Source organism: Dyadobacter flavalbus (genome assembly GCF_006149045.1).
Lineage (GTDB): Bacteria > Bacteroidota > Bacteroidia > Cytophagales > Spirosomataceae > Dyadobacter > Dyadobacter flavalbus.
In genome coordinates this window covers 242,050-256,862 of the sequence record NZ_VBSN01000038.1, presented here as the reverse complement: position 1 = coordinate 256,862, position 14,813 = coordinate 242,050, and the positions used below count along the sequence as shown (strand labels likewise).

Genomic DNA, 14,813 nt, shown 5'->3' with positions numbered 1-14,813 from the left:
GTATGTTAAATAAATTTACAATACAACCTGTTTTTCAATTTTAAAATCATTTCTGCGTTACGTATACAGAAGCAAAATGGAAATGGAGCACTTTTATGGTTGAATTATGCTATATTACAACTTTTAAAATCCCGGATGCAATGTACCGGGAGGAAGGATAATCTATATAATGCTGGTTCCTATGGAAAAATATAAATTTATTACCGAATTCGAATTACGTTCCTCACCAAAGGTATTATTTCCATATATATCCACACCCTCAGGACTGGAACGCTGGTTTGCTGAAAAAGTAACGGTTTTACCGGATCACCGGTTTGACTTTCAATGGGATGGCGACAGTCACATTGCCAGGCAGACCGGCATGCGGATCAATAAAGCGGTACGATTTGATTTTGAAAATACGAGTGACAACAATCTGGACAATAATCATGTGGAACTAAAACTGGAAGTTAGCGAGTTAACCCAGACAACCTTCCTGCGTGTGATCGATTATTCGTCGAACCCGGACCAGGATGAGCTGGCGTCTTTGTGGGAAGGATTTATTGACAATCTTAGAGAAATAGTAGGCAGTTGATGAAAAAGCTGGACAAGCTTATATTGAAGTCCTTCTGGGGACCGTTTGTGATTACCATGTCTGTCGTGGTCTTCGTATTTCTGATGCGGATCATGATTTTTTATATTGATGATTTTGTATCCAAAGACCTGGGCATTACAGACTATGCGCAGCTGTTTTTCTTTTTCAGTCTGATCACCGTGCCCACGGCGCTTCCCCTGGCGATGCTGCTTTCTTCGCTGATGGCATTCGGAAACCTGGGTGAATTCTTTGAGCTGACCGCCATTAAAAGTGCGGGCATTTCGGTCGTCCGGGCCATGGCGCCGCTTTTTATCGTGGCCGTTTTGATCAGTCTTTTTTCCTTTTACTTCAATGACCGCATTTCTCCGTGGGCCAATCTGAAAGGTTACAGTCTACTGTACGACATCAAAACCACAAAGGCCACGCTGAAAATCAAGGAAGGAATTTTTTACAATGACCTTCCGGGGTACAGCATTAAAGTTGACGAAAAGGAGGAAAACGGCAAGCTTAAGAAAATGGTTATCTACAAGCATAACAACCGTTCTTATGAATTCGGAAATACCGAAGTGATCCTTGCGGATTCGGGCCGGATGTATTCCATTAATGAAAACCGGTATCTGGTTATTGAGCTTTACAATGGAACGCGCTACACGGACGAAGTAAGTTCGGGCAATTCAAGGCCGGCGTATACGACACTGGCGATCGGTCCCGGCAGCATGCCGCGTTATTCCAATTTCAGCCGGAATTCTTTCAAGCATTACCGGCTGACGGAAAGTCTGGCCTCTTTTGGTATGAAACGGACGGACGAAGGACAGTTCAAATACCATGAGTTCATGAAAAATATCAGCGATCTGACCTCAACGGCGGATTCCCTGCGCAATTCGTACGACGAAACGAAGAAAAACCTGGTTTCCGGAAGTCAGCAGTATTATTCGTACAATTTCCGTGAAGGGACTGACAAAACGATTAAAAAGGGGCCATGGATTGATTCGCTGCTGGCCAGACCCGTTTCGGACAGCCTGAAAAAAGAAATCCTGCAGAATACCAGAAGTGCAGCAAACAGTGTGCTGGGCTACGCCAAATCACAGACGGAATACCTGCAGACCAAACTGAAGGATGCCAACAAGTACGAATTGGAAAAACACCATAAATACACGCAGGCCCTGTCGTGTCTGATCATGTTCCTGATCGGGGCACCGCTGGGTGCGATCATCAAAAAAGGCGGGTTCGGGGTTCCGGTCCTTGTCTCGATTATCTTTTTCATCCTGCTTTACGTTTTAAGCAACCAGGGCGACAAGTGGGTCAAGGAAGGATTGCTGATTGTGCCCGTAGGAGCGTGGATCGCCAACACTTTCCTGTTCCTGACCGGCCTTTATTTCATTGACCGTGCACGGAGCGATTCAAGGCTTTTTGAGAAAGATGTTTACATCATGCTGGGAAAAAGAATTAAAAGCGCATGGACAAGTAGATTCGGGAAAGCACGGCTTATTGAATCATAGTAAAATTATATTTTTTAATTCAGTTCAAAAATCGTAATTTCGCAACCTTATTTACGGCAGGGTGCTGTAAAATACTTACAAATACTTAATCTGTTGTTACAATCATGTATTTAACCGCGGAAAAGAAGACAGAGATCTTCGAATCGAAAGGTTTTAAAAAGGAAGGCGGAGACACCGGCTCTGCTGAATCACAAATTGCTTTATTTACGTACCGTATCAATTATCTGAACGAGCACCTCAAAACGCACAAGAAAGATAACGACACAAGACTCGGACTTCTTAAAATGGTAGGAAAGCGCAGAAGACTGCTGGATTACCTTTATAAGAAAGACATTAACCGCTACCGTGCAATCATTGCCGAATTGAACATACGTAAGTAATTTAAGATCAGGGAACTTCAGCTAAATGTAAGTTCCCTGATTTTTTGCGGAAAATTAACAAACATCAGGAACGTCAGGACGGCGTTTCGCAGCTACAAAAATCAAATATTCTATGCTCTTTAATATAGTTAACAAGACTATAACCTTACCGGATGGCAGGGAAATCACTATTGAAACAGGAAAATTAGCAAAACAGGCGGACGGATCCGTGGTTGTCAGAATGGGCAATACCATGCTGCTTGCAACGGTTGTTGCTAATAAAGATATAAAAGAGGGTCTGGATTTTTTACCCTTGTCTGTTGATTATCAGGAGAAATTTGCTTCCGCCGGAAGAATTCCCGGAAGCTTTCAGCGTCGTGAAGGAAAACTGTCGGATCATGAAGTACTGATCAGCCGTCTGGTTGACCGTGTACTGCGTCCGTTGTTCCCCGATGATTATCATGCTGAAGTACAGGTTAACCTGCTGCTGATTTCTGCAGATCAGACTGCATTGCCGGATGCGCTGGCTGCACTGGCGGCTTCAGCTGCACTGGCCGCTTCGGATATTCCGTTCAACGGCCCGGTGTCTGAAGTACGTGTTGCCAAAGTGGACGGTGAATACGTGATCAACCCCGGTTCTGCGGAGCTGGAACGTGCCACGCTGGAACTGATGGTGGGCGCCACTTACAATGACATCGCCATGGTGGAAGGCGAAATGAGCGAGGTTTCAGAAGAAGAAGTAATTGAAGCGCTTAAAGTGGCGCATGCGGCCATCAAAGATCAGTGCGTTGCATTGAAAGAATTTGAAGCTGCGGTCGGAAAAACAGAGAAAAGAACATACGTGGGCGACGAAGCGGATGAAGAGCTGGAAGCACGCGTAAGATCTTACTGCTACGATAAAATATATGCAGTGGCACAGGTCGGTTCTGCAAACAAGCAGGTTCGCAAAGATGGGTTCAAAGGCGTCTGGGAAGAGTTTATAGCAACGGTTCCGGAAGAGGAAGAATTCAACAAAGGTCTTGCCAAGCGGTATTTCAATGATCTGGTATGGGAAGGCTCACGCCGCCTGGTGCTGGATGAAAGAAAGCGTCTGGACGGACGCAAGCTGGATGAAGTAAGGCCAATTGCTTCGGAAGTTGATTTTCTTCCGAACGCACACGGATCTGCACTTTTTACAAGAGGAGAAACACAGTCGCTGACCACTGTAACGCTTGGAACGAAAAATGACGAGCAGATTGTGGATACGCCGATGAAATACGGATACAGCAAATTCCTGCTGCATTATAACTTTCCGGGATTTTCAACCGGTGAAGTAAAGCCGAACCGCGGTCCAGGCAGAAGAGAAGTCGGACACGGAAACCTGGCTCTGCGCGCATTGAAAAAAGTATTGCCGCCGCTGGAAGATAATCCATATACCATCCGTATCGTTTCCGATATTCTGGAATCCAACGGCTCGTCTTCCATGGCCACGGTTTGTGCAGGATCGCTTGCGCTGATGGATTCAGGCCTTAAAATAAAAGCGCCGGTTTCCGGGATTGCCATGGGACTGATTTCGGATGAAGCGACCGGCAAATACGCTGTTCTTTCCGACATTCTCGGTGACGAAGATCACCTGGGTGATATGGACTTCAAAGTAACCGGTACCGAAAACGGAATTACGGCCTGCCAGATGGATATGAAAGTGAACGGGCTTTCGTTTGAAGTACTGACTGAAGCACTGATGCAGGCCAAAGCAGGCCGGCTGCATATTCTGGGTGAAATGAACAAAACCATCCAGGAAAGCCGTCCGGATCTGAAACCGCATACGCCGCGCGCCGTGGTTATCAAAATCGACCGCGAGATGATCGGAGCAGTAATCGGGCCTGGCGGAAAAGTAGTTCAGGATATTCAGAAAGAGTCCGGAGCAACCGTTTCCATCGAAGAAAAAGATGGTGCCGGCTTTGTAAGTATATTCTCGGCCGACAAGACTTCCATGGATAAAGCGGTTTCCAGAATCAAAGGAATCATCCTTGTTCCGGAAATTGGCGAGGTTTATACCGGAAAGGTAAAATCAATTATGCCGTTTGGTGCATTCGTGGAATTTTTACCCGGAAAAGACGGTTTGCTGCATATATCTGAAATAAAATGGGAACGTCTCGAGAAAATGGACGGCGTTCTTGAGGTAGGAGAAGAGGTTCAGGTTAAACTGGTTGAAATAGACAAAAAAACCGGAAAATACCGTTTATCACGTAAAGTGTTACTGCCAAAACCGGAGAACAAAAACGAGTAAAATGTTGTTTTCTGTAATAGGGACAGTAGTTAATGTCGTTGTATATACATATTAATAAAAGAATAGATGAGACAGCTAAAGATCAGTAAGCAAATTACCAACCGGGAAAGTCAGTCACTAGATAAGTATTTGCAAGAGATCGGTAAGGTGGATTTGTTAACGCCGGATGAGGAAGTGACGTTAGCTCAAAAAATAAGGGATGGTGACCAGCTTGCACTGGAAAGACTGACCAAAGCCAATCTTCGTTTTGTGGTTTCTGTTGCGAAACAGTATCAGAATCAGGGTTTGTCATTAGGTGACCTGATCAACGAAGGAAATCTGGGTCTGATCAAGGCTGCTCAGCGTTTTGATGAAACAAGAGGTTTTAAATTTATTTCATACGCCGTTTGGTGGATTCGCCAGTCCATTCTTCAGGCACTTGCAGAACAATCCAGAATTGTACGTTTACCATTGAACCGTGTAGGTTCTCTGAATAAAATTTCCAAAACTTTCTCAGAACTGGAACAGCGCTTTGAGCGTGAGCCGTCTCCGGAAGAACTGGCGGAAGTACTTGAAATTTCATCTTCGGAAGTGGTGGATACCATGAAGATTTCCGGAAGGCATGTTTCGATGGACGCGCCTTTCGTTCAGGGTGAAGAAAACAGCCTGCTGGATGTTCTGGAAAATGATCTGGAAGACAAGCCGGATTCAGGCCTTGTCAATGAATCGTTGCGTAAGGAAGTCCAGAGAGCACTGTGCACGCTGACACAGCGCGAGGCGGATGTCATTGCCCTGTATTTCGGCCTGAATGGCGAGCATGCGATGACTTTGGAAGAGATCGGTGAGAAGTTTAACCTGACTCGTGAAAGAGTTCGCCAGATCAAGGAAAAAGCCATCAGAAGGCTGCGTCATGTTTCCAGAAGCAAAGCTTTGAAAACGTATCTTGGTTAATTTGCTAAACCGATCAGTTCATTTTTGAATATTTCATTTAAATAGCCTCTTTCCGAGGCTATTTTCATTTACAGTATGGCTATTTTACAACCGCTTATCGATCTTGCCGCCGTTTGTTACCGTAAAGGAATCAGGCATGTTGTCATATCCCCGGGATCACGCAGTGCAGCTTTAACGCTGGCTTTTACGCGTCATAAAGGGTTTTCATTACACGTATGCATGGATGAACGTTCAGCGGGGTTTATCGCGCTGGGGATGGCCCAGCAACTGAACATTCCGGTGGTTCTGATCTGTACTTCCGGCAGTGCAGCTTACAATTATGCACCCGCCGTTTCAGAAGCTTTCTTTCAGCAGGTCCCGTTGCTGGTTTTATCCGCTGACAGGCCAAAAGAATGGCTGCATCAATATGACGGGCAAACCATTTATCAAACTGAAATCTTCGGCAAGCACGTTAAAAGGTCGTTTGAATTTTCATCCGATTACGAACATAAGGATGTAAAATGGGCCATCAACCGCATAAGCAATGAAGCCGTAAATCTTGCGGGTGCCGTTCCGATGGGCCCGGTACATATTAACGTTCCGATCCGTGAACCGTTTTACCCGTCCGAATCGGATCATTTTCAGGAATCCGAATCCATACGGATTATTGAAAAGCCGGATTCCAGCGTTATTTTTTCCGAACCGGTGTGGCATGAACTGCTGAATGAATGGGATGATTCTCCAAAAATTCTGATTGCCGGCGGACAGAACAAACCTGATCCGGAACTGAAAAAGGTGCTCGGGACAATCTCGGAAGAATGGGATATTCCTGTTCTGGGCGACTGCATCACCAATATACCGGATGATGAATTCATAACCAGTCACGATCTGTTTTTAAATGCTGCCGGCCAGGAACTGGTTCCGGATCTGCTGATTACTTTCGGGCTTTCATTTATTTCAAAGGAATTCAAGCAATTTATCCGTAAAAACCCGCCGCGCCGTCACTGGCACATTGGAGAAGATGAATTTCTGACCGACCCGATGCAGTCATTGACGAAGCAGGTTTCGGTTTCAGCCGGCTACTTTTTTAAGAACCTTTTTGAGAGAATTGATAATCAGCTGTTTATTCAAAACTCAGAACCGGAGACAGATGCCGGATTCAAGCAGAACTGGCTTCAAAAGGAATATCAGACGAGATCCAAAAGGTCGAAATTTCTTAGAAATATGTTGGTGTTAAATGATTTAACGGCGATAGATAATGTGTTCAAGGCAATTACTCAATCGTTTCAGTTACATGTTGGGAACAGTATGTCCGTCCGGTATGTAAACGCCCTTGGAATCCCAAATGGGATAACCGGCGTTTTTTGCAATCGGGGAACAAGCGGAATAGACGGATGCGTAAGTACTGCAATCGGAGCGGCAATGGTCAATCATCAGGATACGCTGCTGATCGTCGGAGATGTTGCATTTTTGTACGACCGCAACGGATTGCTTATTGCACCGTTGCCTCAGCATCTGAAAATCATAGTTATCAACAATGCAGGCGGCAATATTTTTCGGATGATTGAAGGCCCCGGTGCATTGCCAGAAATTGAAACTTACTTTGAAACCCGTCATTCCTTTACCGCGGAAAGGACCTGTGCCGATTCCGGGATTGCTTATTTCAGAGCAACCGATATCCCATCGCTTCATACAGCATTGCATGAATTCTTGGAAAGCAGGACAATCAGTCTGCTGGAAATCTTTACCGATCCGTATGAAAATGAAAAAGCATGGAAATCGCTGAAAGGTTTGTTCCGCGCATAATTTTATTTGCAGTTTTTTCCCGCCTCGGCAATGGAAGCAGAGTCTTTCAGGATCATTCCCTGCTTCCATATTCTGCATGCTTCTGTCGGGTTATTTTGCTGCCAGTATGCGCTTCCTGCAAGTCCGTACAGCATATCTACGGGTTCGGATAAATCAAGTGCTTTCTTGTAGGTTTCAACGGCCATGGCTATATTTCCTTTCATCTGATAATACATCCCAAGGTTGCGAAGCGCATAACCGTTTTCCGGCAGTTTTTCGAGCGAACGGCTGATGAGCTCTTTTGCCTTTTCAGCTTGTCCGGTCTGAAGCAAAACATAGCCTTTATTGTTCAGGGAAAAAGGATCGGCCGGATCAGCATCAAGCACCTTGTCAAAATAGGCAGTGGCGAGCGGCCAGTTCTTTTCCCGGGTTGCTATAAGCCCCAGATTGTTCAAAGCCTGCGGCAGCAACGGGCTGATGGCGACAGCAGAATTGAAATCATCTTTTGCCTGCTTGTATGCATGCATGTTGTAATAGATTGCGCCGCGGTTCACCAGCGCTTCTACATTGTTGCTGTTCAGCTGAATGGCTTTGTCATATTCAGGAATGGCAAGCGATGCATTTCCTTCGGCATTCAGCAGGTCACCTTTGATCAGAAAGTAACGTGTGGAATCACGGTATTGCTTTTCTATATCCTGAAGATCCTGGCGTGCTTCGCGCATTTTTCCCAGCTGAAGGCTGGTTTCTGCCCGTACGAGATTGGCCTGTACAAGCGTCGGATCAATCCGGATTGCTTCTGACAAAACGTCAAAGGCTTCTTCCGCTTTATTCATTTTTAATAAACTTATACCTTTGTTAAGATATGCGTCTGAAAAATCTGCATTTTTGGCAATGGCTTCATTGTAAAACCGGACGGCCTCGGCATAATTCTTTTGGTTCAGGGCCTGGTTGCCTTTGAGAAAGAAATCTGCGGCGTCCTTTTTGCTCTGACTGGTGCAGCTTAAAATATTTAGCACTAATAAAGTTAGTATTACTATTAGTTCTAATCTGATAACCATGATGTTACAAATAATTAATTAAAATGAGATATATAAAGGATTTACCCGGTTCAGGGTACAAGATCGGGCTTTATCAATGGAATAATAAATACATCGTCAAGATCGAATCGGGCATGTATGAGCAAACTTACAAAATCGACGATTACGAAATCCAGAGTCAGGAAGAAATAGAAGCATGCATTGATGAAGCATTCCTTGCCGGTGTTACAAACCGGTTCAGTGAAATGCACAATGATTTTTCAAATTCTTTAAGAAGAAACAATATACTTTTCTAACGGTTATTGGTGATGATTAAGCACCTATACGGTTTTGTTTCACATTTCGTTAGTTACAGACAAATCGGAGCGGTAAGTGTGCAGGCAAATACTCTTTTTAACTGGATATGGTCAAGAATAATTTAAATCAAAATTCCCTCAACTCCCTTTCTATGATTTTTAAACATAGCGCCTCCGCAGTTGGAACGCTTATTTTTATGGGTGCAACTTCTGTTTCGGCTCAGAACACGCTGAGTTTTACCGAACCGGAAGCGCATTTCCGCAACGGCCTCGAATATTATGAAAAATCCAACTATGTCGCTGCAAGACAGGAATTTGGAGAATTCCTTAATACAAAGGACAAGCTGCTGAGCACCAGTGATTACAACAAAGTTACAGCGGAATATTACGTAGCAGTAACCGGGTTATACCTGAATTACCCGGAAGCAGAAGTTCAGGTGGACCGTTTTGTCAAGAATCACTCTGAGCATCCCAAGGCACAGCAGATTTATGGTGATCTGGGCCGGTATTATTATGAAAGCGGTTCGTATGAAAAAGCCATTACCTATCTGGAGAAGGCGGTTACCTTACCGGGCAACAATCCCAAAAAGCTGGAAAGTACCTACCAGCTGGCCATGTCCTACTATAAAACACAGCAACTGGATGCTGCGCTTCCGCTGTTCAACCAGGTAAAAACAGCATCCAGCTTCGCCAATTCTGCAGATGCGTCCTTTTATGCAGGTGTCATTAATTACCAGAAGAACAATTTTGAAGAAGCTTATCAGGATTTTCTGAGAATAGAATCGCACGAGTACTATAAAAATGAAGCTCCCAACTGGATCATTTCATCTTTGTACCAGCTAAAAAAATACGATGAGCTTTTAAAGTATGGTGAAAGGCTCCTGACGCAGCAAAGAGGAAATGCTAAACTGGATGATGTCGCATTGTATGTTGCCGAAGTCTATTATGAAAAAGGAGATTACACAGCGGCTGTAACGGCCTATGAACGTTACAAAAGAATGAAGCCCGGCGCCATTCCGCCGAGTGTTGCTTTGCATTACGGACATGCACAGTTCCGGAGCGGCAATTACAGCGGTGCCATTACTTCATTAAAGCCGGTGGGTAATGGGAAAGATTCTGTTTCGCAGTATGCTTCATATATATTGGGAATCAGCTACTTAAAGACAAATAGTTTAAGCAATGCTTTAACGTCATTTGACCAGGCTTCCAGGCTGGACTTCAATAACACGGTAAAAGAAGAAGCCGCTTATAACCATGCCAAGGTGCAGCTTGACCTGGGAAACAACAACGATGCAGTTAAGGAACTGAATGGTTTTATGGCGGCTTACCCGCAAAGCAAGCATGTGGAAGAAGCAACGGAGCTGGTTGCGGAAGGTTATTCCAATGCAAGCAACAGTACAGGCGCCATCAAGTACATTGAAGGGCTTTCCAAGCGTAATGCTAAAATCAATGGGACTTACCAACGGCTTACTTTCAATCAAGGCGTCACGGAATTCAACCAGCAAAGGTTTGATCCGGCGATTGTTTACTTCGATAAGTCCCTCAAATTCCCGATTGATGAAGAAATCAGTAATTCTGCTGCTTATTACAAAGCAGAATCAACATACGGACTTAAAAAAGTAGACGAAGCAGCACAGCTTTATACGCAGATCTCCAAAAATCCTAAATCGGGAATTTACGCCAGAAAGAGTCTGTATGCACTGGGATATATTTACTATAATCAGAAAAAGTACGGGCAGGCGCTGAATTACTTCAAGGAGTTCACGAACAATATAGAGGGAATGGAAAGCGATATGATCGAAGATGCCTACGCGCGACTGGCCGATTGTTACCTCGCTGCCAAGAATTACAATGAAGCTATCCGGACTTACGAGCAAGTTGCTGCCAAAGGAAAAGTAGATAAAGATTATGCGATTTTCCAGAAAGCACGTGCTTACGTATATATGAACAGGGAACCCGAGGCCCGTCAGCAGTTTGAAATGCTGATCAAACAGTATAAATCTTCCGACTATCTGGATGATGCCTATTTTCAGCTGGCAGACATTGAATTCCAGAACCAGAGTTATTCGGCTGCCGTGAAAGGCTACACCCGCATGATCAATGAAAAGCCGACCAGCGTTCTTATTCCGGCTGCATTATTGCGAAGGGCACAGTCTTATTACAATCTTCAGGTATACGAACAAGCCATTGTCGATTTCAGAAAATTACTTACTGAATACCCGGATTCTCCATCTGCCAGCAGCGCACTGGAAGGGATTCAGGAAAGTTATACTGCCGTGGGCCGTCCGGAGGAATTTACACAGGTGCTTGGCGTCGTCAGAAAGAACAATCCCGGAAACGAAAAGCTGGAAGAAGTCGAGTTTGACAATGTACGGAACCTTTATTATGCAGAAAAGTATGAAAATGCGATCAACTCACTTCAGGAATTCATCCGCAGCTATCCGTCCAGTCCGCATCAGTATGACGCCAATTATTTTATCGGTTCTTCGTATGATAAAATCGGGAAGATAAATGAAGCACTGCAGTATTTCGGAAAGGTCATTCAGGAAAACCGTTCGACGTTCGTTAGTGCGGCAGCGCAAAGATCCGCGGAACTGGAAATCGGTCGCGGCAACTTCAACAATGCCGTTACGAGTTACAGGATGCTGCTGAGAAATTCGGAAAGTAAAAAGGAAAAGGCGCAGGCATGGATCGGGTTAATGGACACGTATTATACGCTGAAAAGCTATGACTCTACGCTTTATTACGCAAGAGAAGTCATCAATGCCGCCGATGTAGTTCCCGGAAGTGTCGGCAAAGCGCAGCTGTATCTTGGCAAGGTTCCGTATGACCGGGGCGATCTAGCCAAATCCGCTGAGGAATTCAGAAAAATCATGGCTGCTTCCAAAGATGAATACGGCGCGGAAGCCAGTTACTGGTCGGCCATGATCCTTTACAGGAACAAGAAATACAAGGATGCCGAGGCGGCCATTATTGAAATGGGCAAGAATTTTGAAGGGTATGATTACTGGCGCGTAAGGTCATTTATTCTGCTGGCTGAGGTATATGTCGGAATGAAAGATATGAAGCAGGCCAAGGCTACTTTAAGCTCGATCATTGAAAACTCGGATGACAAGGAGGCTGTTCAGCTGGCAAAGGACAAACTGGCCCAGATTGAAAAACTTAAATGATTCATTCCGTGAGAAAAAAGACAAAATATACATTTATGACGAATTTCAATGCCATGCGTTTTTCCTTAGTATTCCTTTTAACCGGATTATCAGTTCAGCTTTCCTTTGCACAAAAAGGAGAAATTGAAAGCCAGACTTACGAGATTGTCAAAGAAAAGAGCATCGAGTTCGCTCCGGCAAACCGTGTTTTTGATAAGGTGCAGCCCGTACAAACCGAAGCAGGAAAAAAGAAAGTCAACTACGAAATCATTGATCCGCAGATCAACATTGCTTCACCGAAACTAACGCCTGCCGTTGGTGTTTCCTCCGATGAACAGCAAAGACAGGAACAGCCCGACGTACTGAACAATTATATCAAGCTGGGCGGAGGCAATTACGGACGGTTTCTGGGCGAAGCGTTCGTGGGTGCCAGGCCGTCGGAAGATCTGGTTTTTACAACGCAGCTGAAACATTTGTCTGCTGCCAGCGGGCCGGTGGATGAAAAGAATTCGGCCAATGCTTCTACCAACTTCAAGGTCGGCGGCAAGTACATCCGGAATACGTACAAAGTAGAGGCATCGCTTGATTATGACCGTAAAAACTACTATTTCTACGGCTACAAGCCGCAGCCGGAAAGTTATATTGTGAACAGAGACAGTCTGAGACAAACGATCAACCAGTTCGGGATTAACCTGGGTTTTGAAAATACGGATGCTTCTGTTGCAGTTGATTATTCCGTCAAAACCAGCCTGCATACGCTTCGTGACCGTTACAATGCGTCTGAACTGGACTGGGGAACGCAGCTGATGGCATCGGTACCCATCACGGAAAGTTTTTATGCGTTGCTGGAAGCGGATGCCTTTGTATCGCAGCGTGTTGACCAGTTTACCTACAACCGGAATCTGTTCAGGGTGAAGCCTACATTCAAATACGTTACCGAACTGTATTCCGTAACGGCCGGGATCAATGCCGTAAATGAAACAGACAGCGAACTGGCTATCAATAAGACAAAGGCTTTTCCTGTGCTGAACATTGATGTAACACCGTTTACAGGATTGCATGTGTTTGCAGGCTGGAACGGAGATCTGGTCCGGAATACATTGCGCAGCATGCTGAGCGAAAACCAGTGGCTCGGGCCGAATGTTTTAATCGTTAATACGGAGAAGAATTCTGAAATCAGCGGCGGTGTAAAAGGCGAGACCACCTCGGGTTTCAGTTATGAAGGTAAAGTAGCCTATACCCAGTACCGTAATTTTTACAATTTCAACAATTCGCTGGCCGATACAAGCAAGTTCTCGATCATTTATGATAACGCAAAAACAAAGGTGCTGACCATTTCAGGCCAGGCCGGCTACAACTTTAATGACCTTTTTAAAACTTCGCTTAAAGTAAACTTTTTTGATTACTCCGTCGGCGCGGTGGAGGAAGCCTGGCATCGTCCGGATCTTACGTTAAACTGGTTTAATGCATTGTCGATTAGTAAAAAATTGTTTGTAACAACTGATTTTTACGTTTTAAAAGGGATAAAAGCGAAAAATTTTCAGAGCGGAGCTGTCACCCGATTGCCCGTTATTACAGACCTTAATCTGAAGATTGATTACCTGTTAACCAGGAACTTCTCTGCATTTGTGTCCATTAACAACATGTTCGGCAAACAGTATCAGCGGTATCAGTATTATCCGCAGCAAGGACTTAACTTTATTGGAGGATTATCGTTTTCTTTTTAACTTCGCTCAGTTAACACAATAGACGCTCCATGATCGCAGTCGAAACCATCATCAGAAAACTAGTCGGTGAATATGAATTCGTAATCATTCCCGGGTTCGGAGCCTTGCTCTCGCATCAGATCCCGGCTGCTTACGATACCAGTTCCGGGCTGTTTACACCACCGGTTAAAAAATTGGCATTTAATGAGTTTCTGAAACTGGATGACGGATTTCTGGCTAACTACATTTCAAGAAACCAGCAGCTGACACATGCGGAAGCGGTTGAATACGTAAGAAAATATACTGACCAGCTGCGTTCCAGGCTGGAAAAAGATGGTCGTGCAAGGATTGCAGGAATTGGTGAGTTCAGTAAAAATATTGAAGGCAAACTTGTATTTGAGCCAAGCACGGAAAAATACTTCAAGGACGAATGGTATGGATTCCAGAAAGTAAAGGTTCAGGAGTTCAAGGCAAGGCCAGCAGCTGCTGCTCTCCATGAAAAGTTTGTTTCAAAAGAAGCGGTGGAGGTTCCTGAACTGGAAGAAGTAAAAACAACGGTTATCAAATGGTCGAACTGGGCAACTGCTGCGGTGATTGCAGGCTTGCTATGCGGGCTGAGCTTCTTTCTCGTTAATTCACGTGCAGATATCAAAAGTACACTTAATCCTTTTACCGAGCTATTTGCCAGTAAGTCATTGCCGGTAAAGGAAGAAAAGAAGGTCAAGGTTGTTAAAGTAACACCCAAAGCTGCTGAAAAGCCGGTTGCTGATGTTGCGGAAGCTGCCAAAACAGCCGTGCCTGATTCCGCCGCGGCGACTACTAAAACCGAGGTGGCTGTTAAACCTGTTGTTAAGGAGGAAGCTGTCGTTGCAAAGCCCGTTTCTGTTATGCCGGCGGATGCCAGGTTTTATGTCATTGCAGGCGCATTCAAAGGAGCAAGGCAGGCTGGGATCCTGCTGAAAGAATTACAGGCAAAAGGCTTTACCGAAACCATTATTATACCCGCTGATAAATACAGCAAAAAGGTGAAAGTGGCCGTCAGCGGTTTTGATAACGAAAATGATGCTTACCGTGCTTCCGCCAAACTGAAAACAGTCATTGGTGAAGCCGGCTGGGTTTACAGGAAAAGATAGAAAATCAGGAAATTGGCAGAGGAAGCATAACCGGCTTCCTCTTTTTACGTTTATACAAGATATTTTTTGATTACACGTTGATTGAAAAAAGAAAACC

Annotated in this window: 11 protein-coding genes; 10 read left to right on the top strand and 1 reads right to left on the bottom strand. The window is 44.7% G+C overall.

What is annotated here, in order from left to right:
- Nucleotides 1-181 precede the first annotated feature (181 nt).
- The 6 genes from FEM33_RS12825 (at nucleotide 182) to menD (ending at nucleotide 7,416) form a co-directional block, all read left to right on the top strand.
- The gene (locus FEM33_RS12825) at nucleotides 182-574 is read left to right on the top strand and encodes an START-like domain-containing protein (RefSeq protein ID WP_138279935.1); all 393 of its coding nucleotides are present in this window, start codon (nucleotides 182-184) and stop codon (nucleotides 572-574) included.
- Nucleotides 574-2,073, top strand: coding sequence for an LptF/LptG family permease (locus FEM33_RS12820; protein WP_139012413.1), 1,500 nt, complete (start codon nucleotides 574-576; stop codon nucleotides 2,071-2,073). The genes FEM33_RS12825 and FEM33_RS12820 overlap by 1 nt, the downstream gene beginning before the upstream one ends.
- A gap of 104 nt (nucleotides 2,074-2,177) precedes the next feature.
- Nucleotides 2,178-2,453, top strand: a complete 276-nt coding sequence (gene rpsO, locus FEM33_RS12815; protein WP_026628777.1) for a 30S ribosomal protein S15 — start codon at nucleotides 2,178-2,180, stop codon at nucleotides 2,451-2,453.
- Between the two features lie 112 nt (nucleotides 2,454-2,565).
- On the top strand, nucleotides 2,566-4,701 hold the full coding sequence (gene pnp, locus FEM33_RS12810; protein ID WP_139012412.1) for a polyribonucleotide nucleotidyltransferase: 2,136 nt from the start codon (nucleotides 2,566-2,568) through the stop codon (nucleotides 4,699-4,701).
- A 66-nt stretch (nucleotides 4,702-4,767) separates the two neighbouring features.
- A complete protein-coding gene (locus FEM33_RS12805; protein WP_015810559.1) occupies nucleotides 4,768-5,631 on the top strand; it encodes a sigma-70 family RNA polymerase sigma factor in 864 nt (287 codons plus the stop codon).
- Between the two features lie 75 nt (nucleotides 5,632-5,706).
- Nucleotides 5,707-7,416, top strand: coding sequence for a 2-succinyl-5-enolpyruvyl-6-hydroxy-3-cyclohexene-1-carboxylic-acid synthase (gene menD / locus FEM33_RS12800; protein WP_139012411.1), 1,710 nt, complete (start codon nucleotides 5,707-5,709; stop codon nucleotides 7,414-7,416).
- A 2-nt stretch (nucleotides 7,417-7,418) separates the two neighbouring features.
- Here the strand turns inward: menD and FEM33_RS12795 are convergent, their stop codons facing one another.
- On the bottom strand, nucleotides 7,419-8,411 hold the full coding sequence (locus FEM33_RS12795) for a tetratricopeptide repeat protein (RefSeq protein ID WP_229214226.1): 993 nt from the start codon (nucleotides 8,409-8,411) through the stop codon (nucleotides 7,419-7,421).
- Nucleotides 8,412-8,476: 65 nt separating this feature from the next.
- Between FEM33_RS12795 and FEM33_RS12790 the strand changes: the two genes are divergently transcribed.
- The 4 genes from FEM33_RS12790 to FEM33_RS12775 all read left to right on the top strand — a co-directional run bounded on the left by FEM33_RS12790 (nucleotide 8,477) and on the right by FEM33_RS12775 (nucleotide 14,716).
- A complete protein-coding gene (locus FEM33_RS12790) occupies nucleotides 8,477-8,728 on the top strand; it encodes a hypothetical protein (RefSeq protein WP_139012409.1) in 252 nt (83 codons plus the stop codon).
- Between the two features lie 152 nt (nucleotides 8,729-8,880).
- Nucleotides 8,881-11,898: a tetratricopeptide repeat protein gene (locus tag FEM33_RS12785; protein WP_229214225.1), complete on the top strand. Its 3,018-nt coding sequence runs from the start codon at nucleotides 8,881-8,883 to the stop codon at nucleotides 11,896-11,898.
- A 35-nt stretch (nucleotides 11,899-11,933) separates the two neighbouring features.
- Complete coding sequence (locus tag FEM33_RS12780; protein ID WP_139012407.1) at nucleotides 11,934-13,604, top strand: TonB-dependent receptor; 1,671 nt, start codon at nucleotides 11,934-11,936, stop codon at nucleotides 13,602-13,604.
- Nucleotides 13,605-13,633: 29 nt separating this feature from the next.
- On the top strand, nucleotides 13,634-14,716 hold the full coding sequence (locus tag FEM33_RS12775; protein WP_139012406.1) for an HU domain-containing protein: 1,083 nt from the start codon (nucleotides 13,634-13,636) through the stop codon (nucleotides 14,714-14,716).
- Nucleotides 14,717-14,813 lie beyond the last annotated feature (97 nt).

Coding starts and splice junctions, on each gene's coding strand:
- FEM33_RS12780 (WP_139012407.1), top strand. CDS start 11,934: ATGACGAATTTCAATGCCATGCGTTTTTCCTTAGTATTCCTTTTAACC.
- pnp (WP_139012412.1), top strand. CDS start 2,566: ATGCTCTTTAATATAGTTAACAAGACTATAACCTTACCGGATGGCAGG.
- FEM33_RS12820 (WP_139012413.1), top strand. CDS start 574: ATGAAAAAGCTGGACAAGCTTATATTGAAGTCCTTCTGGGGACCGTTT.
- FEM33_RS12775 (WP_139012406.1), top strand. CDS start 13,634: ATGATCGCAGTCGAAACCATCATCAGAAAACTAGTCGGTGAATATGAA.
- FEM33_RS12805 (WP_015810559.1), top strand. CDS start 4,768: ATGAGACAGCTAAAGATCAGTAAGCAAATTACCAACCGGGAAAGTCAG.
- FEM33_RS12825 (WP_138279935.1), top strand. CDS start 182: ATGGAAAAATATAAATTTATTACCGAATTCGAATTACGTTCCTCACCA.
- FEM33_RS12785 (WP_229214225.1), top strand. CDS start 8,881: ATGATTTTTAAACATAGCGCCTCCGCAGTTGGAACGCTTATTTTTATG.
- FEM33_RS12790 (WP_139012409.1), top strand. CDS start 8,477: ATGAGATATATAAAGGATTTACCCGGTTCAGGGTACAAGATCGGGCTT.
- menD (WP_139012411.1), top strand. CDS start 5,707: ATGGCTATTTTACAACCGCTTATCGATCTTGCCGCCGTTTGTTACCGT.
- rpsO (WP_026628777.1), top strand. CDS start 2,178: ATGTATTTAACCGCGGAAAAGAAGACAGAGATCTTCGAATCGAAAGGT.